Origin of the sequence: Dorea sp. OM07-5 (assembly GCF_003481355.1) — a bacterium.
Classification (GTDB): domain Bacteria; phylum Bacillota; class Clostridia; order Lachnospirales; family Lachnospiraceae; genus Dorea_D; species Dorea_D hominis.
Genome location: NZ_QUKZ01000023.1, coordinates 2,269 through 26,950 on the forward strand (window position 1 = coordinate 2,269; position 24,682 = coordinate 26,950).

Annotated in this window: 22 protein-coding genes, 7 tRNA genes and 1 pseudogene; 5 read left to right on the top strand and 25 right to left on the bottom strand. The window is 40.5% G+C overall.

Annotated elements, in window-relative coordinates:
• Positions 1 to 197 precede the first annotated feature (197 nt).
• The gene (locus DXC04_RS14400; RefSeq protein ID WP_004614529.1) at positions 198 to 536 is read right to left on the bottom strand and encodes a DUF5720 family protein; all 339 of its coding nucleotides are present in this window, start codon (positions 534 to 536) and stop codon (positions 198 to 200) included.
• A gap of 37 nt (positions 537 to 573) precedes the next feature.
• Positions 574 to 969, bottom strand: coding sequence for a hypothetical protein (locus DXC04_RS14405; protein WP_004614530.1), 396 nt, complete (start codon positions 967 to 969; stop codon positions 574 to 576).
• A gap of 118 nt (positions 970 to 1,087) precedes the next feature.
• Between DXC04_RS14405 and DXC04_RS14410 the strand changes: the two genes are divergently transcribed.
• A complete protein-coding gene (locus DXC04_RS14410; protein WP_004614531.1) occupies positions 1,088 to 1,324 on the top strand; it encodes a helix-turn-helix domain-containing protein in 237 nt (78 codons plus the stop codon).
• Positions 1,325 to 2,156: 832 nt separating this feature from the next.
• Here DXC04_RS14410 and DXC04_RS14420 read toward each other — a convergent pair.
• The 4 genes and pseudogenes from DXC04_RS14420 to DXC04_RS14435 all read right to left on the bottom strand — a co-directional run bounded on the left by DXC04_RS14420 (position 2,157) and on the right by DXC04_RS14435 (position 6,186).
• Entirely contained in the window at positions 2,157 to 3,341 is a 1,185-nt protein-coding gene (locus DXC04_RS14420; RefSeq protein WP_243112170.1) for a type II secretion system F family protein, read from the bottom strand.
• Positions 3,342 to 3,361: 20 nt separating this feature from the next.
• Positions 3,362 to 4,150: a type II secretion system F family protein gene (locus DXC04_RS14425; RefSeq protein ID WP_334295018.1), complete on the bottom strand. Its 789-nt coding sequence runs from the start codon at positions 4,148 to 4,150 to the stop codon at positions 3,362 to 3,364.
• Positions 4,080 to 5,276: pseudogene (locus tag DXC04_RS14430) on the bottom strand (CpaF family protein); the annotation flags it as partial. The gene DXC04_RS14425 and the pseudogene DXC04_RS14430, both read right to left, overlap by 71 nt.
• Positions 5,269 to 6,186 carry a hypothetical protein gene (locus DXC04_RS14435; RefSeq protein ID WP_021859865.1) on the bottom strand — a complete coding sequence of 306 codons (918 nt, stop codon included), beginning with the start codon at positions 6,184 to 6,186 and terminating at the stop codon, positions 5,269 to 5,271. The gene DXC04_RS14435 and the pseudogene DXC04_RS14430, both read right to left, overlap by 8 nt.
• Before the next feature lie 387 nt (positions 6,187 to 6,573).
• On the opposite strand from DXC04_RS14435, the gene DXC04_RS14440 reads away from it, so the two are divergent.
• Positions 6,574 to 7,248 carry a 4'-phosphopantetheinyl transferase family protein gene (locus DXC04_RS14440; RefSeq protein ID WP_158580521.1) on the top strand — a complete coding sequence of 225 codons (675 nt, stop codon included), beginning with the start codon at positions 6,574 to 6,576 and terminating at the stop codon, positions 7,246 to 7,248.
• Here the strand turns inward: DXC04_RS14440 and DXC04_RS14445 are convergent.
• From DXC04_RS14445 to DXC04_RS14475, 7 genes are all read right to left on the bottom strand, one after another.
• Complete coding sequence (locus DXC04_RS14445; protein WP_243112168.1) at positions 7,233 to 7,463, bottom strand: pro-sigmaK processing inhibitor BofA family protein; 231 nt, start codon at positions 7,461 to 7,463, stop codon at positions 7,233 to 7,235. The two genes, DXC04_RS14440 and DXC04_RS14445, sit on opposite strands and share 16 nt — an antisense overlap.
• Before the next feature lie 112 nt (positions 7,464 to 7,575).
• Entirely contained in the window at positions 7,576 to 8,064 is a 489-nt protein-coding gene (locus tag DXC04_RS14450; protein WP_118661267.1) for a deoxycytidylate deaminase, read from the bottom strand.
• 17 nt (positions 8,065 to 8,081) lie between these two features.
• The gene (upp, locus tag DXC04_RS14455) at positions 8,082 to 8,711 is read right to left on the bottom strand and encodes a uracil phosphoribosyltransferase (protein WP_021859861.1); all 630 of its coding nucleotides are present in this window, start codon (positions 8,709 to 8,711) and stop codon (positions 8,082 to 8,084) included.
• 63 nt (positions 8,712 to 8,774) lie between these two features.
• Entirely contained in the window at positions 8,775 to 9,818 is a 1,044-nt protein-coding gene (locus DXC04_RS14460) for an L-threonylcarbamoyladenylate synthase (protein WP_118288165.1), read from the bottom strand.
• Positions 9,819 to 9,838: 20 nt separating this feature from the next.
• The gene (locus tag DXC04_RS14465; RefSeq protein ID WP_330426486.1) at positions 9,839 to 10,579 is read right to left on the bottom strand and encodes an N-acetylmuramoyl-L-alanine amidase; all 741 of its coding nucleotides are present in this window, start codon (positions 10,577 to 10,579) and stop codon (positions 9,839 to 9,841) included.
• A gap of 78 nt (positions 10,580 to 10,657) precedes the next feature.
• On the bottom strand, positions 10,658 to 12,610 hold the full coding sequence (locus DXC04_RS14470; RefSeq protein WP_243112169.1) for a glycosyl hydrolase family 18 protein: 1,953 nt from the start codon (positions 12,608 to 12,610) through the stop codon (positions 10,658 to 10,660).
• A 68-nt stretch (positions 12,611 to 12,678) separates the two neighbouring features.
• On the bottom strand, positions 12,679 to 12,927 hold the full coding sequence (locus tag DXC04_RS14475; protein WP_021859857.1) for a hypothetical protein: 249 nt from the start codon (positions 12,925 to 12,927) through the stop codon (positions 12,679 to 12,681).
• A 433-nt stretch (positions 12,928 to 13,360) separates the two neighbouring features.
• Here DXC04_RS14475 and DXC04_RS14480 point away from each other — a divergent pair, with 433 nt between their 5' ends.
• Complete coding sequence (locus DXC04_RS14480; protein WP_199671998.1) at positions 13,361 to 14,185, top strand: adaptor protein MecA; 825 nt, start codon at positions 13,361 to 13,363, stop codon at positions 14,183 to 14,185.
• 94 nt (positions 14,186 to 14,279) lie between these two features.
• Here DXC04_RS14480 and DXC04_RS14485 read toward each other — a convergent pair whose 3' ends face one another.
• Positions 14,280 to 14,486: a DUF1858 domain-containing protein gene (locus tag DXC04_RS14485; RefSeq protein WP_117537434.1), complete on the bottom strand. Its 207-nt coding sequence runs from the start codon at positions 14,484 to 14,486 to the stop codon at positions 14,280 to 14,282.
• 510 nt (positions 14,487 to 14,996) lie between these two features.
• Complete coding sequence (locus tag DXC04_RS14490; RefSeq protein ID WP_118661269.1) at positions 14,997 to 15,863, bottom strand: C40 family peptidase; 867 nt, start codon at positions 15,861 to 15,863, stop codon at positions 14,997 to 14,999.
• Between the two features lie 270 nt (positions 15,864 to 16,133).
• Here DXC04_RS14490 and DXC04_RS14495 point away from each other — a divergent pair, with 270 nt between their 5' ends.
• On the top strand, positions 16,134 to 16,535 hold the full coding sequence (locus tag DXC04_RS14495; protein ID WP_118661270.1) for a Fur family transcriptional regulator: 402 nt from the start codon (positions 16,134 to 16,136) through the stop codon (positions 16,533 to 16,535).
• 126 nt (positions 16,536 to 16,661) lie between these two features.
• Positions 16,662 to 17,204, top strand: a complete 543-nt coding sequence (locus tag DXC04_RS14500) for an NADH peroxidase (protein WP_021859852.1) — start codon at positions 16,662 to 16,664, stop codon at positions 17,202 to 17,204.
• A gap of 407 nt (positions 17,205 to 17,611) precedes the next feature.
• On the opposite strand, the gene DXC04_RS14505 is transcribed toward DXC04_RS14500, so the two are convergent.
• The 10 genes from DXC04_RS14505 to DXC04_RS14550 all read right to left on the bottom strand — a co-directional run bounded on the left by DXC04_RS14505 (position 17,612) and on the right by DXC04_RS14550 (position 24,608).
• Entirely contained in the window at positions 17,612 to 19,600 is a 1,989-nt protein-coding gene (locus DXC04_RS14505) for a right-handed parallel beta-helix repeat-containing protein (RefSeq protein WP_118661271.1), read from the bottom strand.
• A gap of 83 nt (positions 19,601 to 19,683) precedes the next feature.
• A complete protein-coding gene (locus DXC04_RS14510; protein ID WP_118288149.1) occupies positions 19,684 to 20,844 on the bottom strand; it encodes an AI-2E family transporter in 1,161 nt (386 codons plus the stop codon).
• A gap of 135 nt (positions 20,845 to 20,979) precedes the next feature.
• Positions 20,980 to 23,538, bottom strand: coding sequence for a cation-translocating P-type ATPase (locus tag DXC04_RS14515; RefSeq protein ID WP_118288166.1), 2,559 nt, complete (start codon positions 23,536 to 23,538; stop codon positions 20,980 to 20,982).
• Between the two features lie 456 nt (positions 23,539 to 23,994).
• Positions 23,995 to 24,067, bottom strand: a tRNA-Lys gene (locus tag DXC04_RS14520).
• A 25-nt stretch (positions 24,068 to 24,092) separates the two neighbouring features.
• Positions 24,093 to 24,165 (bottom strand) — tRNA-Phe (locus DXC04_RS14525).
• 4 nt (positions 24,166 to 24,169) lie between these two features.
• Positions 24,170 to 24,243: transfer RNA gene (locus DXC04_RS14530), tRNA-Met, on the bottom strand.
• A gap of 31 nt (positions 24,244 to 24,274) precedes the next feature.
• Positions 24,275 to 24,347: transfer RNA gene (locus DXC04_RS14535), tRNA-Thr, on the bottom strand.
• A gap of 18 nt (positions 24,348 to 24,365) precedes the next feature.
• A tRNA-Tyr gene (locus DXC04_RS14540) sits at positions 24,366 to 24,447 on the bottom strand.
• A gap of 7 nt (positions 24,448 to 24,454) precedes the next feature.
• Positions 24,455 to 24,527 (bottom strand) — tRNA-Val (locus DXC04_RS14545).
• Between the two features lie 7 nt (positions 24,528 to 24,534).
• Positions 24,535 to 24,608: transfer RNA gene (locus DXC04_RS14550), tRNA-Asp, on the bottom strand.
• Between the last annotated feature and the right edge of the window lie 74 nt (positions 24,609 to 24,682).

Consider the following 24,682-nt stretch of genomic DNA (forward strand, 5'->3'; position numbering starts at 1 on the left):
CTATCATCACAATCACATCCTTCTTTCATTTTTTCGTCTGGCATAAAGCCAAGAACTCTTTTTCTGCTGCAACGGATCGTTGCAAAAGTGCCTGTTTTGAACACTTTTCTAAGTTTCCACACCCCAAAACCTGCGGAAACTCTGGGGTTCTGATACCGCTGTTGCTTGAGGAACACTCCCTGTTCTTTCCCAGCCGGTTAAAAAATATCCCTCTCCCGGCGGCTGTCCAGCCTGTCCGGGAGAGGGATATATCGCAATGTTCCTTTTTGAACAATGGCCTGTCTTTTTATTTTTATGAGATGTTCTTCCTGCTTTTGTAACATGGCAGAATACTCATCTTCCGTCAAAAATTTCCGGATATAAGCTCCTTTTTTCCCCAGCGTGTTATCTGTTTTTAACATCTCTATTTCTACCATGTAATGGGTATCCGGATGATATCTGGTTTCACATAAAATGCTTTCGCCTTTGATATAATCCGATTTCACCGCCTCCCTTGCCGCCGCTAAAAGTTCATGGATACTTACCTCCACCTGCATCACCTCCTTCAAAAATAGCGAAAGAAAAGCAGACCCCTTAATCGAAGTCTGCCTCTGTTGGATATGGTAATCCTCTTTTTTTATATTTTGAATCAATCATTTTTCGGAGCTTCTCTCTTTTCTCTTTCGTTGGCGCATGCTTTTGAAATTCAACCAGCCATCTTTCTAATCTTCCATCATCATCGATCCACGTATCGTTTTCATATTCCCATTCATCTAACAACTTGATCAGCGCATCCAATGGTTCTTCCACATCATCGCCAAACTCTTTCCATAGATTTATTCCATAACTTTCCAAGCCAAAGAATTCTGTTAAAAATGAAAATCTCTCCATATCCCCCAATGTCATCTTTTTTCTGCCCATCAATAACTCCTGATCCCTGCTGCCACAGTAACTCAAGAAAATCTTTTTTTCTTTCTCACTTTCGGTCATAGATTGTCCCCTTTCAGAAATAATTCTTTATTACGAAACATTATAAATTTTTAACTCATTAGAATCAATATATATGTTTCCAAATAACGAAACTTTTATTTTTTAAGGAGAACGTATTATGCAGAAAATCAGACCAGATATGGATATCGGTAAAAATATTCAATCTCTTAGATACAAAAATAATCTAACGCAAGACCAGGTCATTGCAAAATTGAATCTCATGGGTATTGTCATATCCAAAAGCACTTATGCCAAACTGGAAACAAACCGCATGAACATCAAAGTGTCTGAGTTAGTCGCTCTGGCAAAGATCTTTCATACAGATATCAATGCATTCTTTGATGGTCTGCTGTAACTCGACATTCACCTACTCCCTGTGTATATAATAATCTCTTAAAAAAGAACTAGTCTATATCGTTCTTATCGAATATAAACCAGTTCTTTTTTCTTATCAAATATACCTTTATAGGCTTGTATACTTTATCCATTTATTCCTTTAAAAAGCTGGTATGAAAGACTCCTCATTCTCTCATACCAGCTATCTATTTCTTATCTAACTGAATACACATTCTTTGTGTATCCTGTACTTATATATGGCAAAAATCAGACAACAGACACGCTATACACTCTTATGCTACATAATCCAGTTTACTGTCGCTCAATCTTAAACCTACAATATGAATACAAATTCCATAAATTAACCCTGAAAGAAAAATCTTTTCTATAAGTAAATTGGGTCTTAAATGGAATCTGATGGCAATGACACCAGTCTTGTATTTGTTTCATCCTCATGGACTCCCCGTCATCAATCTTCTTTATCAAGCATTGTCTCTTAAAATCATCCATCCCTGTCTTAAAAAATAAATAAAACAGTACATTATAATATCTAATCAACACAATCTCTTCTGCTGTTTTTTCCTTTGACCTCATACACATTTTCCACCTTTCACTGTATATTGAGTTTGATTTATACACATATTCTTACGTTATACACTTTATACTCCCCCCATAATAGGGGGTTAATATTCCCACCAGAATTAAAATAACCTCCACTACACCAATTCCGTCTTCTTCCTGTAAAACCTGTTTCAACCGATACCATCTCCACATAATTTCCGCTCCTTTTTATATTTTCATTTTACTTTTGTATCCCTTTATCTTTCACACCATTTACATTTTAAGTATACCTACAACTGCACCGACAAAAATGCCGGTACGATCACAATTACCAGAACAACTGCAAGCATCAGAAACATTGGAAGTAACAGCTTCGTTCCTGCTTCTTCTCCTGCTCTCTTTGCGTGTGCTTTCCGTTCTTCCTGCGCCTGTATGGCTTCTGTTTTCAGCAATTGTCCCAGTCCTTTTCCACCTTTGCGCAGATTCTGTGACAGCAGTGCGCCGAGTCGTATATACTCCTGCCTTTCACATCTTCTACCGAAACGCTCATAGCTCTCTGATTCCATGATGCCGCTTTCCATCTCATAACAGGTCTGTTTCATTTCTTCATATACAAAACGTTCACCCCAGACTTCTCTCTGTGTTTCATAATCTGTTACAATCTTCCACCATGCCCGTTTTAATGTCATTCCTGCCCCCAAATACAGCGTCAGTTTGTTCAGAACTTCCGGGTAATCCAGAAGCATCTGCTTCTGCCGTTCTTTTTTCGCTTCATCGTCTTTCTGTTTCTCCAGTGCACACAAAAGCACGCCCGTAAGAATACCCATCACGATTACGATCAGTCCCCGGTAATCCATCTCCCGGTAATATTTCACCGCTTTCTGCCCTAGTGTCTGTGGCAGGACAAAACGTTTCTTTTCCCGTGTCTCTTTTTCTTTTTCTTCAATTTTCTCTTTCAGTCTTGCTGTTTCTTTTTTATTTCCGCTGAGTGACTCCGGATAGATCACTGCAGCACAACTGTATCTTGCCTGTTCCATCCGGTCTTTCGTATAAGTCAGTACTGCATGAAGCTCGATCGGCGTACCGTCTGTCCGAACATGTTCTTTCTGGATCTCACCATATACATTCATAACCTTGTATTCCGATAATTCCCAGCTTATCTCCACCGGTTCTCCTTCCAGCGTTGTCATCAGATTAAGGTCCTGTTCTACATGATCCAGTGATTTATTTTCTCCCGGCATCTGCTTCTCAATTTTTCTGATACAGCGCCGGAAAAATTTCTTCATATCCTGTTTTGTATATTCCTGTTCTCCAACTTCAATTTTCAGTTTTTCTTTCTGTGAATCGCCGATAACCGCTTCCAGATCATGCATACTGCTTCCTTTCCCGGATGGGTTTCTTGTCAACCCATCTTTCATCGCTGTCCGTGTCTGTCCGAAATCCACCGCCAGAAGTGTAAGCCCCAGAATGAACATGCTCACAGCAATACCCACGCTCAGACTTCGATATCTACCATTTTTGCACCAAGCACGTATGCGCCGGCATAGATTCCCAAACATACAGACATCACCCCGATTCCTAATATATTTCCATACAGGTAAGACATAAATTCCGGAAAACTCAGCCGCATATAAGCGATAATGACATAGGGAATGATCGACATTACTTTATATTCATATTTCTTTGCCGCAAGAAGTGTTTCGATCTCCCTCTTTACCTCTATTTTTCCGCTGATCTGATCCACAGTGTTCCGAATGATCGCGATCATATCTCCACCACTTTTTTTCGCTGCTGTAAATACAACTGAAAAATTCCGTACATCTTCCATATCTACCCGCCTTGCGAACTCATCAAATGCCTGTTCCATCGACATACTAAGCCTCAGTTTTCTTGTCATGACTGCCAGTTCCTTAGAAATAACTGCCTCTTTGGGATAGACCATCATTAATTCTTTTTGCGTCTCCCGCACTGCGTTTTCCACTGAATATCCTGTGTTCAGTCCCGCGGCGAGACTCTGGATCATCTCTTTGAACTCCAAAAGAAACACCTGTTGTTTTTTCCTCACGCATTCCTTTTTCTTCATCCGGTAATACAGAATTCCGACCGGTATCAGAAACACTACTGCCCAGATTTCCCGATAATAGAGCCATGCAGTCAGTGCGAGAAGCGCAGCTGTCTGCCCTGCCATTTTCATTCGTTCTGCCGGTTTTACAGCCTGCTGCCAGTAATTTTGTGATATTTTCAAGCTCTCGTTCTTTTCTCCAGATTCCCTGAATCTTCCCATGTACTTCTCCTGTCTCTTCAAATGTATATAATGGTTTCAGTATCACTTCTCCGGCTTCGTATCCCATCACTTCTGTAACTGCCAGCAGCTTCCTGCTCTTATCCCGTAATCTTCCCAAATGGACAATGATATCAATCCCGGACGCAATCTGTCTTCTGACCGCCGGAAGCGGAATATCCATTCCCATTAATACCATTGTCTCCAGTCTTGCGAGCATATCCTTGGGACTGTTCGCATGTCCGGTACTAAGGCTCCCGTCATGTCCGGTGTTAAGTGCCTGAAGCATATCTATTGCTTCCGCCGAGCGCACCTCACCGACAATAATACGATCCGGTCGCATACGCAACGCCGATTTGATCAGATCACGGATCGTAATCGCTCCGTTCCCTTCAACATTTGCATTTCTGGCTTCCAGACTGACTAGGTTGCTTACATCCTGTATTTTTAACTCTGCGTTGTCCTCAATCGTAATAATTCGTTCTGTTTTGGGTATATATTGAGATAATGCATTTAGAAATGTGGTCTTCCCGGAACCGGTTCCTCCACTGATAAATATGTTATATCCTGCTACTACAAGCATAGCAAGAAATTCTGTAACTTCCTCGCTAACGGAATCCCATGCAATCAGCTGCTCCATTGTGATTGCATCTTTGGGAAACTTACGGATCGTTACGATTGGTCCGTTCAACGCAACCGGAGCAAGCACGACATTCACTCGGGAGCCGTCCGGCAGCCTCGCATCTACGATCGGTGATGCTTCATTGACAATACGGTTTGAACCCGCCACAATCTGCTGTATCACATCTTCCAGTTTCTCCCTGGACAAGAAATGTCTCTCTGCTTCATACAGCTTTCCATGTTTTTCATAGAAAATGCTCTGTACTCCATTGATCATCACTTCAGTAATCTCATCATCCTCCAGAAAATCCTGTAAAAGATCCAGTTTTCTGAACGCATTAAACAGTTCCTTTCCAAGCGCTGTCCTTATCTTCAGCGGAATATATTCTTTCTGCCCGGCTTCCTGTAATACCTGATAAATAATCCCGGTCAGTTCTTCATCTTCCACTTCTCTTGTCAGATCCAGTTTTTCAAGAATCCTCGCATGTAACTGTTCCGCCTCAATCATGTACATCCTTCCTTTTGATTTTCTGCAATACATCTTCGTAACCCAGAAGCGTAAGTTCCTGTTCAAACTGCCGGATCTTCGCCTGTGCATAACAGTCCCTTATCTCCGGAACATGTACTTCTGTACACACCCGCAATAACTGATATACCTGTGGGAGTCCTTCATCAATATCAAGTACGATCATCTCATAAATACTCTGTTCTGCGATCTTCATAAGCAGATCTTTCCATTCCTGTACACTTACTGCCTTTACGTCTTCTGCGACCGCCATTGGATGTACATAATCCAGATGTCTTCTATGCTGCACGATCGTTGTAAGAAATAAACCAAGATTTCCTTTTTCCTGTCTCGCATAATACAGAAGATCCGACAACGTCTGTCCTTCTCCTGCAAAATGTCCGCCAATACCACTATACAGTTCCAGGTTGAGATATAATACATTCGCATTCACTGCCAGTTCTTCTCCAAGCTTTAATGCATATGACGTCTTTCCGATCCTGTGAACCGGTGAATACACACCGATCAGTCTCACTGCCTGCTTTCCTGCTGCCTGTCCGAGGAGAATATTTTCCGACTCCTGAGCATCAACATTTTCCAGAAGCAGCTTTACGATCTTCTCTCCCGACTGATATTTATATAATGCCGTCTCATCTTCCAGAACCTGGCTGTTCCCTGCACCGGTCAGCAGAAATTTCTGCTCTGCCGGTACTTTCTTCCGTTCTTCTGCTTCGTACTCTGCTGCCACAAATAAAATCTGTATCTTCGTTCTGTCTGCAATTTCCTGCACTTTTTCTATCCGGTCATACACCTGCACTTCCATGCCAAATTCCTTTTTATGCATCAGATAATAAGCAAGTGCCTGCGCATATCCTTCTTCCGGATCACATATAATTAAATTCCCGTTACTCACATATGCCTGCCTCCTGTGTAAAAACACTTCTTCTACGCCCGCTTTCGCTGCGATTTGATACTCTTATGGACTTGTTGCACTTCATTGAATCCTACGCCGATACGGCATGAATTACTTAGAATTATTATTTTCAACAGATCAACACAAGTCTTAGATTCGACTTGTAGGACGATTATACTCTACCGGTTATTTCCTGTCTATCCTTTTTTCTGAAAATTTCTATCTTTGTGAAACTCTGCCAAAATTTCGTCCTTCATTTTCCTTAAAATTCTATACAAATTTCACATCAAAAGATATAATACTAATAAAAAACAGTCAGGAAATAACAACATGAATATAAATATTTTTCACTTTTCAGATTTATCTTCGGCAACTTTTACCTTGCCAATGCAGACGATAGACGTCTGGTTTTTTAAAACAGAAGATTTTCCACCAGATGCACAGGATACGCAAATTCTTTCCACAGAAGAACGGAACCGGATTGCCGGTTATTCACAGGGGAAAGACCGTATCCAGCATCAGACTGCGCGCTTTCTCTTACGTCTGCTGCTTGGAAAATATCTGCACATTGCACCGGAAGAACTTGTGCTTCGTACAGGCACACATGGCAAACTTTATCTGGATTATGATGCACTTACAGTCAGAGGTCTGGGACATCTGCCACAGCTTTCCTTTAATCTCTCTCATTCGGAAGAGCAGATTGCGTTTGCATTTTCCTTTTCTTCCCCGGTCGGTATCGACATCGAAAAAATACGTGAAAATGCACGCAGCAGCCACCTTGTCCACCGTTTCTTTCACCCGGATGAAGAACTGCGATTCGCACATTTACCGGAGTGGGAAAGTACACAGCTTTTTTTCCGTTACTGGACGATACGAGAAGCATTTTTAAAAGGACTCGGAACCGGATTTACCATTTCCGCAGATTCCTTCCGTATTGATGAGATCGATTCAGATTCCGGTCTGTACCAGCTCACAAAATATCCGCTCTGGCGGGTTCAGGCACTTCCGGCTCCGGATAAATATTTCTGCAGTGTCGCCTACTGCGTTCAGAATCCTCTATAAAAAGAAATTCCATATAATAAAGCAACTCCCGGTGTACCAAGTACACCGGAAGTCACTACTGTCACCGGGTTCATTCCAACCCGGATGTCAATTCCTCTTGCGTTTAAAAACTGATTTACAAAAAAGATCAAGGCTGTTCCTATCACAGCTCTGACTACAAAATTTACAAGTACCTGCGTCCGATATCCCGGCATATGTAATTCCTTCTTTCTCATTTTATGATATTAAGGTTGTTCTTCTTCCAGTATATCGTCCTTTTTTAAGTTTTATTCTTAAAAGATGCCCTACAAATTGTTTCGTATTCTCACAATTCTGTCATCCTATGCTTTAAAGCTTCAGCCGCACCTCACGGTTCGTCCGGTGATATTGATGATAACGGACTCCCGCTGCATCAAACATCCGCATAGATGCGCACACGGACGGCGTTCCCTTGTACTTGTTGCTGTCGTAAATCACTTCTTTGATCCCCGCCTGAATGATCGCTTTTGCACATTCATTGCACGGGAATAAAGATACATATAATTTTGCGCCTTCCAGACTTCCGCCACGGTAATTGAGTATCGCATTCAATTCACTGTGAACCGTATAAACATACTTGGTCTCCAGCGGATTGTCGCCTTCTCTTACCCATGGAAATTCATCATCTGAACAGCCGGTAGGAAGTCCATTATATCCCATAGATAAAATCTTGTTATCCTGACTTACAATACAACATCCCACCTGTGTATTGGGATCTTTGGAGCGTCTTCCAGACAGAAGCGCAACCCCCATAAAATATTCATCCCAGCTGATATAATCTTCTCTTTTGCTTCCCATCTGCCATCCTCCAACAATTATTTTGTTCCGAAAATACGGTCTCCTGCATCGCCAAGTCCCGGAACAATGTATTTATGTTCATTCAGACGCTCATCCAGTGCACCGATATAAACATCTACATCCGGATGCTCTTTCTGCATACGTTCTACACCTTCCGGTGCTGCAATAATGCACATAAAACGGATATGTTTTACGCCTTTGTCTTTCAGCATCTGGATAGCAGCCACACTGGAACCGCCTGTAGCAAGCATCGGATCTACGACAAATACTTCTCTCTCATCGCAGTCTGCCGGTAATTTGCAATAATATTCAACCGGTTCATAAGTATCCGGATCACGGTACAGACCAATATGTCCAACCTTTGCAGTCGGGATCATGCTTAACATTCCATCAACCATACCAAGACCGGCTCTTAAAATCGGAACAACTGCCAGTTTCTTTCCACTTAATTCTTTACCCACCATCTCACAGATCGGTGTCTTGATTTTTACATCCTGAAGCTTCAGATCTCTTGTTGCTTCAAAACACATTAATGCAGCAATCTCACTGACGATCTGACGAAATTCCTTCGTTCCTACATCCTCTTTGCGGATGCAATTGATTTTGTGCTGGATCAATGGGTGATCCATAACCTGTACTTTAGACATGTTTTTCCTCCTCATTTGACACTTGTTCTGATTTTAAAATATCAATTTATAATATTGGTTTGTTTAAACCGTTATGACATGATGTCCTGCCGCTTTTAACAAACGGTTCATAATCGCGCTTCCGATTCCTTCGGTATCAAAAGATTCGCTGTAAATATAATCGACCTGATCGGCATCAAATTCCCGCAGAATGGCAAATAAATGAACGGCTATCGTAGACTCGTCTTCCCTGGTTCCGATAGACTTCACATCTCCACAGATATAATTAGCTACACTCTCTTCGGTTCCAATGATACCAACTTTATGTCCGGCTTTCACCTGCTCTGCTGCCAGTTCATTGATCTTTGAAATAACCTTTGACATCTCACCTTCTACAATGCTTAAGTCTGCTTTCGGCGCATAATGCCGGTACTTCATACCCGGTGCTTTCGGCCGTTGGTTCGGCTTAATGACCGCCTTATCAACTGTCACCTCGCCAATACATGCTTCCAGCATCTCCTTTGTAATCGCACCCGGTCTTAAGATCATTGGCGGTGTAACCGTCATATCCAGAATTGTCGATTCCAGTCCGATAGAGACCGGTCCTCCATCCAGTATCATATCAATTCTTCCGGTCAGGTCCTCTTCTACATGCTCTGCCATTGTCGGGCTTGGTCTGCCTGATGTATTCGCACTCGGTGCTGCAATATATCCACCGCCCACATCAATCAGCGCACGCGCTACTTCATCACTCGGCATACGCACAGCTACAGTATCCAGCCCGCCTGTCGTTCCATACGGAACTGCTTCGCTCTTCTCAAAAATCATCGTCAGCGGTCCCGGCCAGTATGCATCTGCGATTTTTTTCGTCTCCTCCGGAACATTTTTTGTAATTTTTTCCAATGCACCAAGATTCGTAATGTGTACAATCAGTGGATTATCGGAAGGTCTTCCTTTTGCAGCATAAATCTTCTCTGCTGCCTTCTCATTCAACGCATCTGCACCCAGTCCGTATACTGTCTCTGTTGGGAATGCGACAAGTCCGCCTTTTTTTAAAATGGCTCCTGCCATCTCAATACTATCTTTATCCAATTGTCCTTTTTTTACTCTTTTTATAATCGTTTCCATGTGTCTCATTATACTACACTCTATTTCTCCATACAAGTTACGATTCCATTTACAATTGCTTTCGCAACATCGTCCTGATATTCCGGAGTTGTCAGTTTTTTTGCTTCTTCCGGGTTACTTAAAAAGCCACATTCTACAATAATTATCGGCACCTCCGTCCGTTTCAGCAGATAATAAGTATCGTTTGCTTTCGCCTGTCTTGTATTTCCGATATCTGCTGCCCGCAATGCTTCCTGCATTGTCTTTGCAGCCTGTTCACTCTCTGCCGAATGGCGGTAATAAAACACCTGCGCCCCATGGATTCCGGCGTCCGGGTAACTGTTCTGGTGAATACTGACTGCAAATACCGGCTTTTCCCCGTTGATTTTTCTTACCCGTTCCCTCAGATCCCGGACTTTTTGTCCTGCATCCGATTGATCATCCAACATCTGATCATCTGTTCTTGTCATGATTACTTTTATTTTCTTCTTTTTCAGCATTTTCTCTACTTTTAAAGCAATCTCCAGATTAATCTCTTTCTCTTTTTCTTCATGTACTCCGATCTTTCCCGGATCACTTCCGCCATGCCCGGCATCCAGCACAATCACCTGCGATTTTTTCTCTTTTTCTGCCAGTTTTACAATCTCTCCTGATGCATATTTTTCCAATTTTTTACTAAGCAGTACAAGTACCATAAGCGCCAGAAGAATCAGTATAAATTCTATTTTCTTCCCTGTCGCATCCGCTATATGCCGGTTCTTTCGGATATTTGGAAAATGCAAAAAAATACCTCCAGCCAGACTTTATTCTTCATAATATATGTCTGCCGGAGGCATTTTATATGTTTATTCTCTCAATATTTAATTTACATACTTCTGGATCAGTTGCCAGATATCTGAATTTTCCTGTCCGAGTGCCCATTCAGCTGTACCTGCAAGCTTATTCTTCTTCATGAGCTGAAGCTTGTACTCCATAGACTTCTCATCTTCCAGCCAGATGCTGTAAGTCGTATCTCCGGAAGTCCAGCTTGCGAAATTCTGCTTCGTCTCATCATCCCATGTCGTCTTGACACCGGCTTCTTTGACTACAGCCTGTGCACTGTCCATACCAAGTGCCTTACTTGTTACTTTGTTGGTATACTCTTCGTTCGCTGTACCTGCATCTTGTGCAAGTTCATCTTCCGTTTTCGCTCTTACTTCCCACAGACGCGTGAAAAATGGAATTCCGCTGATCACTTTATTTGCCGGAACTTCTTTTAACGTCTCAGAGATTCCCTCTTTTACATAATTATAAGAAGAAACAGAACCGGCTTCCGGTGATCCTGCAAAATGTTCGTCATAACCCATAATGATAACATAATCTGCTACGATTCCCTGCTCTTTACGGTTATACTGCATGTTATAGCCCTTCGGAACATAATTATCCACGGATAATACCAGACCATTCTGTCTGCATCTTACAGATAATTCGCGGATAAACTGAATATAATGTTCACCACATTCTTTTGATATCTTTTCAAAGTCAACATTAATTCCGTCAATTCCGGTCTGCAATGCCTCTGCAACCAGTTGATTGATCAGCTTCTCTCTCCGTGAAGTATGGCTTAATAATTCATAAGATTCTTTCTGCGAATTGATTCCTCCGTCAAAATCTCTGACGGTCGCCCACACTTCAATATTCGCTTTATGTGCATAGTTCACATAATCTGTCGACGAGATTGACTTTATATTACCTTCCGTATCTGCTACATGATACCAGGTCGGCGCAAGTGTTGTAAGCCCTTTACTTTTTGCTATCTTTTCAAGCACTCCGTTATTAGCGGAACTATTGGTTACATTGTGCCATGCCAGGTTAATCTTGTAATCTTTCTTGATACTGGTAAATTTCTGTTCGTTAAATTTTCTGGTTACATTCTTGGTCTCCGGTGTCCTGAGTGCACTGTCTTTCACATAGCCGATAAATCCGTCTTTTGTGCGGACTTTCTCCCATGATCCTTCGTTTTCAATAATCGTAACTGTATCATCTTTGCTGACATCTGAAAGGATCGGACTCTTCACACCACCGCGGTAACGAACCTGAGTATCCTTCTTAACCTCGACAACTTTCTTCTTGCCCCAGTCGCTGACGATCATTACACGGCTCGGGTTATCATATACCTCATACTCAATGTTTGTATATTGCTGAACAAAATCAAGCGCAATATAAGCTGTATTTCCTTCTGTCTTAACAATGACATATTTCTCGCTCTTACGTTCCTTGGACACCATATAGTCTTTGCTTCCGACCTCGACTGATACCATGTCATTCGGCAGTGTATACAATAAAATATTCTCATTCGGATCCCAGTAAAATCTGCTGTTTACATAATCCCTGATCACATCATACTGCACATAGAGCTTTCCATCGGATATCATACCATGCGGATCCACGACCTTATTATTTACTGTGATCGCCACCTGGCCTTTCTTTTCTATTCCATAATATTTATTCAGATCAGCTTTCTCCTTGGAAGGGCTGTATTTTTTCCACAAAAATGTCCCTACAACGGCTACGATCAGTAATATCAGGACGACACTCATCTTAATGATAAGATTCCGCTGTCTTCTCCGTCTGGATTGCGGTTTTCTTCTTACCAGTCTTCTGTTTCCGGAAATCCTTGATCTTCCGGAATTTCCTGTTCTGCCGGAAATCCCTGGTTCTTCTGAAGCGCTACTTCTTCTGCCCGCAACTGGCGTTCTGGCACCATCCTTGATTCGTCTGCCTGTCAGTGAGCTGCCTTCCGGCTGCATCGGCTGCATATCTTTTTCTTCCATGCTGTACCTCCTGTCAGACCTTATTATAGCAAAACAGATGTGCCCCGTCATTATTTATTTGACAAAATCTAGTTTGAGGGGTATTCGTGTTCCGAAATTCGTTGATCCACGTTGTTAAAACACAGCTCCTTGATGTCTCCTTTTTCATTCAACACATAATCTCGCATATACACTGAGTCTTCCCGCATAATATGCGCCTGTACGACTTGCATAGGGCTTGCGGGCAGACCATTCAGCAATATATGAATCCCTTCTTTTTCATAATCTGTCAACTCAGAAAACAGACTATGAACCTGCTGTTCCTGATGGTCTCCCATGGATTCCTCCTTCTCAATGCCCGTTCCCATATAATAACTACGGCTGCATATACCAGAGACTCCAAAAGAAAATGCTGTAATTGTGATACACTTTTCTCCTCCTGCAGCTTAAACCAAAAGACAGTAAGGCATTGTATTCATTTACATAATAGGTTGATGTTGATCTTAATTTCTGTGATAATGTCTGTCTGAAACGACGTTCGATAATGTTATTGATCTGTTGATAGTTTTGAAATAAAGATGCTATATCAGAAAAGTTAAAAAAATTTCCCTCCTTTGTTCTAAGAATGTAGCTATTCGGGAAAACTATCTTTTAGTAACGTCATTATAGCGGACAGCTTTTTAAAAAGCAAGTCCTTTTTTCATTTTATATTTATTTTATTTAACATACAAAAAATTCTATGCTATACTAAACTAGAAGGAAGTGATGAATATGAAGATTGAGAAAATAAGTGACAATCAGATACGTTGTACTTTAACACGTGCTGACTTGGCCGAACGCCAGCTTCAATTGAGCGAACTGGCTTATGGAACCGAAAAAGCAAAATCACTTTTCCATGATATGATGCAACAGGCAGCCTTTGAATTTGGATTTGAAGCCAACGACATTCCTCTTATGATCGAGGCAATTCCGGCTTCTTCCGATTCTATCGTGCTGATAATTACTAAAGTAGAAGATCCGGAAGAACTTGACACCAGATTTTCTAAGTTTTCTCCGTCACCGGCGGGTGAGAACGATGCTAAAAAATCCGAAACAGTGAATAAGCTCGAAGGAGCAGAGACACTTCTGGACCTTCTTGGCAAAGTAAAAGAGAAGATGGATGTAGCCGAAAGCAGGGACAAGACAGATTCTCCGTCCGATGCACAGGCAACAGATTCTTCTGCCAGAACAGATTCTGCAAATGTAGCTTCTGCCACTGACGAGAACTCCGAAAGCAATGTAGCTGCTGAAGATTCTCCGGTAGCAAAGATTCGCTTGTTTTCATTTGCCACAATGGACAATGTGCTTTTAGCATCTCGTCTTTTGAACACGATGTACACCGGTTCCAACACCTTATACAAAGATCAGGCAGAAGACCTTTATATTCTGGCATTATCCCAGTCTGAACATTCTGCTAACGATTTCAACCGTATCTGTAATATGCTGACAGAATACGGTACTTCCGAGAAGACATCCGGAGTTATCCTTGCTTTTCTCGAAGAACATTGCGAAGCACTTGTTGCAGACAATGCAATCCAGCTGCTCGCAGCTATTTAATTGTACATCCCACAGATTACAGTTTGAATATGGAATTTTAAGCATGAAAAAAGCAGTTTTCGATAATTATCGAAAACTGCTTTTATATTCTGGCTTATTGTGCAGCCAGAAATGCATTAATCTTTTCTACTAATAAATCGCTGTCGATTCCGTGAACCATAGCAGCCTCAGCAAGACTTTCTCCCTGAGAAGCCGGGCAACCAAGACAGTGCATTCCAATCTCCATAAGGATCGGAGCTACCTCCGGGTTCATAGCAAGAACTTCACCGATTGTCATATCTTTAGAAACCTGTGCCATCATGACACCTCCTTTTCTCTTCAGTGGTATTTATTATATCCGTTTTTCTTCATCATGTAAACATTTTCAGGGGATTTCCTCGTGTAATTCCTCGTGTAAATTCCTCTTCTGGATATTCTCATTTCTTTCCACTCCCATTGTATAAACATTTTCCAATAATTTACTATTAATATTTGACATCTTAAATGTCAACATTTTTGCCGAGTTTTTTCGACAAAAATCGAATTTTATTATAACTCCACAAAACATTCGTTCTTTTTTTAACGTAAAATAATCCCCCGTTTTCGATGTGAATAATGTGGATAATGTGGATAAATTGCAACAAAGTACGCTTTTTCCACCTTTTTTCAATATTTTGATGTGGATAACTTGGATAACTTTATTTCGTCGCTTTTTTCAAAATATGACATTTTTGTACAATTTGCTATTTCTGATTTTTTCCTTTACAGCACAAAAAAAAGATGAAAGAAATTATTCATTTCTTTCACCTTTATTGTCTTACATTTTCATAATTTATAACAATCTTCTTACTGTTATAATATTAGCATAAGTAGCCGACAAGATTCCGATTCCCCGCGCCCGGTTAATCGCATTTACAATCTGCCCGTTTCCTTTATAAATTCCTACATGTCCATTATAGCAGATAACATCTCCAGGTCTTGCATTGCTGTAGCTAACGGCTCTTCCCGCACTGCGCATCTGAGACGATGTTCTTGGAAGCTGTATACCGAAATGCTTATATACCGACTGTACAAACCCCGAACAGTCAGCACCATGTGTAAGGCTTGTACCACCCCATACATAAGGATTTCCGATAAAACGGCTGGCATACTCCACAACCGCCTGACCACTGCCTGATCTGCCACCGTCCGCATCGTTCGTTTCGGCTGTACTTGCTTCCCGCTGTTTTGCAAGGATTGCTTCTTCCTCTTTTCTGGATCTCGCATAATGAAATTTTTTCATCTCTTTTGCTTTTTTTTGGGCTTTTTTTCCTATTGTAATATATTGTGAATATACATATCCGGTTACATCACCAGATTTGATCTTCGTCCACTCTCCTACCGGACCTTTTATTTTCGCTGCATAATCCGGATAAAGCTTGCCGACCCACTTACTTTGCTTTGTTGGTTCACTTCTTATATAAAGAAACGAATGAACATTCGCAAATGCCATATCTGAATACTCACCCTTCTCTGTTGGAACCAGATACTCTTTTACCTGTACTTTATGATCAGAAGCATCATAATCATTCAAAACTTCCTCTATCCCTGCACCGGGTAAAACAGAATCTGTATCCGCAGCCTGTACTTCTGGAGAAATTCCCATCACAAGGCTACTTATAGTAACTAAGAACAATCCTTTCTTAAGAACAGAATCCATAAACTCCCTCCTTTATGTTTTCTTATCTTTTGTAAATATTACAGAATTGTTACATATGTTACGTGATTATTATATCATCAAAAGCAATCATGTCAACCTTATTTACGCTTTTTTAAGCTTCTATCACACTACAGTATTTGATATACTACGACATTTCCATGTAGTATTCTGTTACAAATTGTTACATTTTCAGATTGCTTGTTGACAATCTTGTATCATTATCTTATACTAATTATAATAATTATTACTATTATTGAAAGGAGATTGCTTATGGCTACATTAAAATATAGCAGGCAGCGAGAGTGTATCAAAGAATATCTTATGCATACAACGGAACATCCTACTGCAGATACTGTTTATGAGCATGTAAAAGAAGAGTTTCCGCGCATCAGCCTTGGTACCGTATATCGTAATCTGAATCTTTTAGCCGACATGGGCGACGCACTCAAGATCACTACGCTGGATGGCGGAGATCGTTTTGACGGATGTACGAAGCCACATTATCATTTTGCCTGCACTTCCTGTGGTGCAGTCATTGATCTGGATATGGATGTAAAGTATTTCCACGAGATGAACGAAGCTGCAGGTAAGAACTTTGATGGCTTGATAGAATCCCACACAACATTGTTTTCTGGTATTTGTCCGGCATGCCTAAAAAAAAGCAAAAATTAATGAAAAAAGTTAATTTAATGATTGACATTTTTCAATAAGTATGGTAGATTAATATCAGTAACAATTACTAATATTGATATTGCAAAACACAATAAAAATTAATTATAAGAAAAGGAGATCAACATTATGAAAAAATTTGTTTGTACAGTATGTGGTTATGTTTACGAAGGAGAAGCTGCACCGGAGAAATGTCCAGTCTGTGGAGTAGGTGCTGACAAGTTCAAAGAGCAGACAGGTGAGAGAGAATGGGCTGCTGAACATGTAGTAGGAGTAGCTAAAGGTGTAAGCGAAGACATCCTTGCTGATTTAAGAGCAAACTTCGAAGGAGAATGTTCAGAAGTTGGTATGTACCTGGCAATGGCAAGAGTTGCTCACAGAGAAGGATATCCGGAGATTGGATTATACTATGAAAAAGCTGCTTACGAAGAGGCTGAACACGCTGCTAAATTCGCTGAGCTCCTCGGAGAAGTTATCACAGACAGCACTAAGAAGAACCTTGAGCTCAGAGTAGACGCTGAGAACGGTGCAACAGCTGGTAAATTCGACCTTGCAAAACGTGCAAAAGCTGCAAATCTGGATGCAATCCACGACACGGTACACGAGATGGCAAGAGACGAAGCACGTCACGGAAAAGCATTCGAAGGACTGCTTAAGAGATACTTTGGCTAAGCTACAAGCCGAGTAAGGATAAAAATAAAGACGCTGGGAAAGGATGTACTTACATCCAATTCCCAGCGTCTTTATTTTTAGGCTTATTGGGCGACAGCCCTACAGCGACGACGCGTTTTTCGCGTTGGAGCTGGCTCGGTGTAGCGCTGCTTTATACGGCGACAGCCCTACAGCGACGACGCGTTTTTCGCGTTGGAGCTGGCTCGGTGTAGCGCTGCTTTATACGGCGACAGCCCTACAGCGACGACGCGTTTTTCGCGTTGGAGCTGGCTCGGTGTAGCGCTGCTTTATACGGCGACAGCCCTACAGCGACGACGCGTTTTTCGCGTTGGAGCTGGCTCGGCGTAGCGCTGCTTTATACGGCGACAGCCGTCATGAGGAAGTAGCGTAGCGCATTCCGAATGGCTTTATAATTTCATCGCTTTCGCAGAACTATACATCTGCATTCCCTTCACTTTCTTATAAGACAGCACCTTCACATAATATGTCTTTCCTGCTGCCGGCTTTTTCATAGAAGCAGATGTCTTCTTGGCAGATAAGGATACACTTTTCACACCCGAAACAAGTTTCGGATCCGTGCTGTACTGCACTTCATATCCTCCTGCACCGGATACTTTTTTCCATTTCACAGTCATAGAAGTCTTACTTCCGGATTTCTTTGTTATCTTTGGCGCTTTTGGTATTATTCCAGACGTCTTACCACCAACATAAACCTTTTTCTTTACACCACTCTTATATGTGTTCTGATAAATCTTTCCTTTTGCATCGGAAGATACAAATACTCCATATGGTACTCCGGAGATTGTATTTCCACTAATATTGGCTGTTGATTTTGTAATATGTACTGCATGCTCTTTTATATTACTGATCACATTTCTGGAAAGCTTTCCGCAGGTACTCTTATTAAACATCTGTACGCCATGCTGTTTACAGCCGGAAATCTGATTATTTGTAATAATCATTGATGTACTGTAATTCTGTGTAAACACACCGCTTCGAGCCATATTTTTTATTATATTAGATTTTGTAGTAATTTTTTTTGATCCTAAATCTACAAATACGCCATCATATTTCTTCCTTCTTGGATCTTTAGCATAATAATTTTTTCCTGTAATTTTATTACCTGTTGCCTCACTATCCTGTACATCCATCATATGGATACCATGTCCGGCTGTAGTAATTACATTATTTCTTACTTTTACTCCACTAATATAATAATCTTTTTTCGGGATTGTTTTATTTTTCTTATCTTTTTCTGTAGTACTAACTTTTCTGCCGTAAACTTTAACTCCGCATACTTCATCACTGTATTTCGTATACTTGATCGTCATACGGTTGTTTTCAACGACCATTTTAGCATTATGGCGAACCTGTCCTTTGTAAACTTTCTTTCCATCAAAGATTGTAGACATTACCGAACTGGAAAGTGGTTTGAAATATTGAATTAACACACCACCGCCACAATTTTCAATGACATTATTTTTTATCTCACAGTTATAATATGTTAATGCAATGATTGCTTCTTCCTGTATATTTTTAAAAATATTTCCCGTAATCTTAATATTTTCATGATAAGCGCCATTAAGAAGAGTATGAGTACCTACTCCACGTGGTACATTCTGGAACAAACAATTCGTAACTTCCACATTTTTCATTGTTGTTCCATCCAAATATGTACTTTTATAAATAGATGTATCACATGGAATATCAAACTGCAAAGCTTCCTGTTTTAAATTGCCACTGCTTTTTCTCCTTGCCAGATCTTTGAACGTACATTTATTAACTTTCAGTCCATCAATTGCAGCAAGTTCTACCTGATGTGCACATCCTCCACCTGATACTGTTACATTTTCCAGTTTAATATTCTTTGCATGAAAAAGACGAATCAAAGAAGAATCACAATTGCTATTTCCGTACCATTTTCCACCTATAATAGAAATATTTTGGAATCCGCTATATCCTTTACAAGCTGAACTTGCATTAAAATCTGAATGTCCTTTATAAGTACCATTTGTTCCTGTCTCTATCATATTACTGGATGTTCTTGAATAAGTAAATGTTACGCCTTCCGTCAGATCCAGTGTCGTATTGCTGTAAATATGTAACGTGGAGCTCAGCTTATAGCTTCCTCCCACCACCTTTACTGTAACCGGATTGCTGTCTGTAGCTGTATCTCTTGCCTCTTTTAAAGCATTATCTAATTCCCTTGCTATATCAGATCCATTCTTTGCACTTACAGTAATGACACTGTCATCCGTCTCTTCTGCATCCTGTACTGCAATCTGATTCTCTGTATGAACTTTCTCCTGCGCCTGACTTTCTACCGGATTCATGCCACTCGTGCATGCCATGGCGATCATTCCTGACAAAAGCACTGTAATTACTCTCTTCCTCATAAATACCTCCCAAATTACTACTTTGGAGTATATTATATCGCATTATATCTGCAAAACCAATGTTTCAAACAATCTTTTTCCTGCTAGCGGATCTTCCCCGGATCGATCTTATTTTTCTTCAATTTTAAATATACAACTTCCCGAAACAATGCATATAGCACAGATACAATCGGAATAAATATCAACATTCCTGTAATTCCCATCAGACTTCCCCCGACACTAACCGCTGCAAGTACCCAAATAGACGGAAGCCCCACTGAATTTCCAACAACATGTGGATAAATAAGATTTCCTTCTATCTGCTGCAATACAAGAAACAGTACGATAAAAATAGCTGCTTTTGCCGGATTTACCATAAAAATAAGTAAAACTCCTATTCCACACCCAACAAATGCTCCAAATATCGGAATCAGTGCAGTAAATGCTATCACAATTCCTATCAGCAATGCATAAGGCAGACGGAAAATTGTCATTGCAACAACAAACATAGAACCTAAAATCACTGCCTCCAGACATTGTCCTGTCAGAAAACTGGAAAATGTCTTATATGTCAGAGAACATACTTCAATTATTGCCTCTGCACGTCCTTTTCGTACAAAAGCAAATAATACTTTTTTAGCCTGGATTTCCAGCTTCTCTTTTTGCAAAAGGATATAGATAGCAAATACAAATGCGATAAAAAATGTTGTGACTCCACTCACGATACTTTTTGCCGCTGTTATTGTGGAATCCAGCACACTTCCGGCACCATTTTTAAAGAAACCGATTCCGGTATTCATAATCTTATCCCAGTCAAATTCAATATTATTCACAATGTTCATAATTTCCTTATTATTGTGGAAAACTTGTTTTGCCCATGCCTGTACATGTGGAAGAAATATCTGAACATTTTTCCCTAGATTTGAAAAAGTATTTCCCAGTTGTGGAACTAAAACAAACATCACCGCAGCTACAACTCCAAATACAAAGATCAATACAAGAATCATACTACACGGTCGTGCTGCCTTTTGCATGTAGCGTTTTCCTTTTCTTTTATCCTCTGAAAATAAATGTCTTTCCACAAAATTCATCGGGACATTTAACACAAATGCAATTGCTCCGCCTAAAAGAAAAGGAATGAATATATTTAATCCTTTCAATAGCACTTGCAATACCATATTAAATTTCCACAAGCAGACAATTACAATTGCTGTAAACAAAATTAATTCTCGTATTTTTTTCATATTCTCCCGGTTTAATTCCATATAATTTCTTTACTCCTTATGTTCTTTACTTTTGCGCTCCTAAAATTTTCCTTCATTCCATAATCTCTTTTATACACACAATCTGCCACCGACACCTTTCTCCGAATGATAAAGCAGCTAACAGTGATATGAAAATTAAACTCGTCCCACACGAATTAATTTTAGTCCCTGTATAACCGGTAAATTAAGCAATGCCAGACCGTATACTATCAATAAATGCTGCCAGTCTAATGCTGCCACCTGGAAAATCCCATGTAATCCAGGGATCATTAATACTCCTGTGATCAATAGCAATCCCATTCCAAATGCTCCGATCAGATATGGATTATTAAAAAATTGCTTTGTAAATAAAATTGGTTTTCTGGATTTACAATTAAATCCATGTATCAGACGGCTGGTACACAAGATTCCAAATGCCATTGTACTTCCAAGCAGAGCGCCGCTCTCACTATAGCCAATAAAATATCCCGTCATCGTCATAATTCCAATAACCAGACCTTCTACACTTATATCTGTGAGAAATCTTCTATTCAAAATTGACTCCTTCATTGGTCTTGGTTTTTCTTCCATCACTGCTTTTGTGTGCGGCTCCAACCCCAGTGCAATTGCCGGAAGGCTGTCCGTAAGCAGATTGATAAAAAGTAAATGAACCGGTGCAAATGGGACTGGTAAATTAACAACAGATGCATATAATACCGAAAGAATTGCTGCTAAATTTCCTGAAAGCAAAAACTGAATGGCATTTTTTATATTCTGATAAAGATTTCTTCCATTTTCCACTGCCTTTATAATCGTTGCGAAATTGTCATCTGTAAGCACCATTGCGGCAGCATCTTTAGATACTTCACTTCCCGTAATTCCCATTGCAACTCCGACATCAGCCTGCTTCAATGCAGGTGCATCATTCACACCGTCACCGGTCATTGCAACAATATTTCCACGTTCCTGCCATGCACGCACGATCCGGATCTTATGTTCCGGCGAAACACGCGCATATACTGAAATTCCTTCTACAAATGTCCTCAGTTCTTCATCTGACATTTCTTCAATAACTGCCCCTTCACATGCCTCCGATTCATTTTTAATAATACCAATTCTTTTTGCTATCGCAGCAGCCGTCACTTTATGATCACCAGTAATCATGACCGGGCGGATTCCCGCTTTAATACACTCCTTGACTGCCTGTTTTGACTCCTGCCGTGGCGGATCCATCATTGCAATCAATCCTAAAAATACCAGATTATTTTCATCTTCTAAAGTAAGTTCTTTCTCTGCATCTAATTCTTTGTACGCAAATGCCAGCACACGAAGCCCTTCTCGTGAAAATTCAAGATTCTGTTTTTCAATATATAATCTGTCCTCCTCATTAATCAATTCCGGCTTTTCACTTCCATATTTTCGGATATGTGTAATTCTCTTTAAAAGAACATCTACTGCACCCTTTACATAAATTACATATCTTCCATCACATTTGTTTTCCGTTGACATCATTTTCCGGTCACTGTCAAATGGTATCTCCGATAATCTCGGACAGGCTTCTCTGACATCAGAAAACGAATATTCTATATACTTTTTTTCCTGCAGAACTGCGAGTAATGCCGTTTCCGTAGGATCTCCAATCTGCTCTCCATCTGTGATCATTCCATCATTACACAAAATGCTGGAAATCAACAATTCCTTTTCCGAATCATTTTCAAAATTGAGCTCAGACACGGAGATTCGCTTTGGATAAATATAATAGTCTTCTACTGTCATTTTATTTTGTGTTAAGGTTCCGGTCTTATCAGAACAGATTACAGAAACACTTCCAAGTCCTTCTACTGCCTGTAATTTTCTTATAATTGCATGTTCTTTTGCCATTTTCTGTGTACCAAATGAAAGAACAATTGTCACAATAGAACTCAAAGCTTCTGGGATTGCTGCAACCGCCAATGCTACAGCAAAAAGGAATGCATTTAAAATGTTATCCCCACGTAAAATGCTTAAAATAAATAATATTCCACATAATATTAAAATCATTATGGATAACTTCTTTCCGAAATCATCCAGATTCTTCTGTAATGGTGTCATTTTTTCAGAAGTATTCTTCAACAGGTAAGCAATCTTTCCCATCTCTGTATTCATTCCAATTGCTGTCACTTCATAACGTCCGTGACCATACGTCACAAAGCTTCCTGAAAATACCTGATTCGTCCGATCCCCGATTGCTGCATTTTCCGGAACATCTTCCAGATTCTTCTCCACCGACAGACTTTCTCCCGTCAATGCACTCTCATCTACTTTTAAGCTTGCCGTTTCTATCAATTTACCATCTGCCGGAATACAATCCCCCGCTTCAATAAGCACTTCATCACCTATCGTAACTTCTTTTGCCGGGATCTGTATCACCGCATGGTCTCTGACTACTTTCGCTTCCGGTGCTGACAATTGTTTCAGACTTTTTAAAGATTGTTCCGCTTTTAATGTCTGTACTGTTCCTAAAATGGCATTCATTGTAATAACTAGGAAAATAACTGCAGCACTCTCTGCATCACCCAGAATTCCGGATATTATTGCAGATATGATCAATATAATTACAAGAAAATCTTTAAACTGCTCCAAAAATAATATAATACAGCTTTTTTTCTTTCCCTCTGTCAATTCGTTCCATCCATATTTTTTTTGATTTTCTTTTGCCTGTTCATTTGTCAACATATTCATTCTACCTTTCCTGCAATAATATCTCTTTTAGTATTCACTCTTTTATGATGTTAAATGCTTTTCTTCATAAATTTCCTTGTCGTCATAACAGCGATAAAACACGCTCTGCGAGTTTTATTCGCTGATTAGCGGTCGTCAAATGCTGCCATGCAAGCATGGCGCATTTTCCTCGTCGCCATAACAAAAAAGAGACCTTATTGCATATAAAATATGCAATAAAAGTCTCACCATTTCATTACGACACGGATGATCACTCATCGTACTGACGACGTCGTAAACATCATTAATTGATGCCAGTTACTCCCTTTTATCATTGTGTTATTAGAATATACAAATTTTTTCTTTTTGTCAATAATAATTCTATAAACAATTATGCAGATTTTCTCTTGTTTGATTTCGTATATAAAAAAGAAGCAGTATTAAATTAATACTACTTCTCTCTCATTCCTATGAGCGTGCGGGGATTCGAACCCCGGACAACTTGATTAAAAGTCAAGTGCTCTACCACCTGAGCTACACGCCCGTACCAAATGTCTTACTAAGACAAATGCCCAGAGCCGGAATCGAACCAGCGACACGAGGATTTTCAGTCCTCTGCTCTACCGACTGAGCTATCTGGGCAGAATTGCGGGGGCAGGATTTGAACCTACGACCTTCGGGTTATGAGCCCGACGAGCTTCCAGACTGCTCCACCCCGCGATAATATTTAATTCTATCATTTTCATGATAAAGCCGATGATCGGACTCGAACCGATAACCTGCTGATTACAAATCAGCTGCTCTGCCAATTGAGCCACATCGGCACAAGCCATGTTGGCTAATGGATGGAGAAGGATTCGAACCTTCGAAGGCGTTGCCAACAGATTTACAGTCTGCCCCCTTTGGCCACTCGGGAATCCATCCATATCTATGGGACCAATAGGGCTCGAACCTATGACCCTCTGCTTGTAAGGCAGATGCTCTCCCAGCTGAGCTATGATCCCATATAAACGACCCAGAAGAGACTCGAACTCTCGACCTCCGCCGTGACAGGGCGGCGCTCTAACCAACTGAGCCACTGGGCCATATAAAGGTTATGTACCTTCAAAACTGCATATAAGAAATATTTCATCCTTTACCTATCACCTTGCTTGGTCAT

Coding starts and splice junctions, on each gene's coding strand:
- DXC04_RS14400 (WP_004614529.1), bottom strand. CDS start 536: ATGCAGGTGGAGGTAAGTATCCATGAACTTTTAGCGGCGGCAAGGGAG.
- DXC04_RS14405 (WP_004614530.1), bottom strand. CDS start 969: ATGACCGAAAGTGAGAAAGAAAAAAAGATTTTCTTGAGTTACTGTGGC.
- DXC04_RS14410 (WP_004614531.1), top strand. CDS start 1,088: ATGCAGAAAATCAGACCAGATATGGATATCGGTAAAAATATTCAATCT.
- DXC04_RS14420 (WP_243112170.1), bottom strand. CDS start 3,341: ATGTTCATTCTGGGGCTTACACTTCTGGCGGTGGATTTCGGACAGACA.
- DXC04_RS14425 (WP_334295018.1), bottom strand. CDS start 4,150: ATGGGAAGATTCAGGGAATCTGGAGAAAAGAACGAGAGCTTGAAAATA.
- DXC04_RS14440 (WP_158580521.1), top strand. CDS start 6,574: ATGCAGACGATAGACGTCTGGTTTTTTAAAACAGAAGATTTTCCACCA.
- DXC04_RS14445 (WP_243112168.1), bottom strand. CDS start 7,463: ATGAGAAAGAAGGAATTACATATGCCGGGATATCGGACGCAGGTACTT.
- DXC04_RS14450 (WP_118661267.1), bottom strand. CDS start 8,064: ATGGGAAGCAAAAGAGAAGATTATATCAGCTGGGATGAATATTTTATG.
- upp (WP_021859861.1), bottom strand. CDS start 8,711: ATGTCTAAAGTACAGGTTATGGATCACCCATTGATCCAGCACAAAATC.
- DXC04_RS14460 (WP_118288165.1), bottom strand. CDS start 9,818: ATGGAAACGATTATAAAAAGAGTAAAAAAAGGACAATTGGATAAAGAT.
- DXC04_RS14470 (WP_243112169.1), bottom strand. CDS start 12,610: ATGGAAGAAAAAGATATGCAGCCGATGCAGCCGGAAGGCAGCTCACTG.
- DXC04_RS14475 (WP_021859857.1), bottom strand. CDS start 12,927: ATGGGAGACCATCAGGAACAGCAGGTTCATAGTCTGTTTTCTGAGTTG.
- DXC04_RS14480 (WP_199671998.1), top strand. CDS start 13,361: ATGAAGATTGAGAAAATAAGTGACAATCAGATACGTTGTACTTTAACA.
- DXC04_RS14485 (WP_117537434.1), bottom strand. CDS start 14,486: ATGATGGCACAGGTTTCTAAAGATATGACAATCGGTGAAGTTCTTGCT.
- DXC04_RS14490 (WP_118661269.1), bottom strand. CDS start 15,863: ATGGATTCTGTTCTTAAGAAAGGATTGTTCTTAGTTACTATAAGTAGC.
- DXC04_RS14495 (WP_118661270.1), top strand. CDS start 16,134: ATGGCTACATTAAAATATAGCAGGCAGCGAGAGTGTATCAAAGAATAT.
- DXC04_RS14500 (WP_021859852.1), top strand. CDS start 16,662: ATGAAAAAATTTGTTTGTACAGTATGTGGTTATGTTTACGAAGGAGAA.
- DXC04_RS14505 (WP_118661271.1), bottom strand. CDS start 19,600: ATGAGGAAGAGAGTAATTACAGTGCTTTTGTCAGGAATGATCGCCATG.
- DXC04_RS14510 (WP_118288149.1), bottom strand. CDS start 20,844: ATGGAATTAAACCGGGAGAATATGAAAAAAATACGAGAATTAATTTTG.
- DXC04_RS14515 (WP_118288166.1), bottom strand. CDS start 23,538: ATGTTGACAAATGAACAGGCAAAAGAAAATCAAAAAAAATATGGATGG.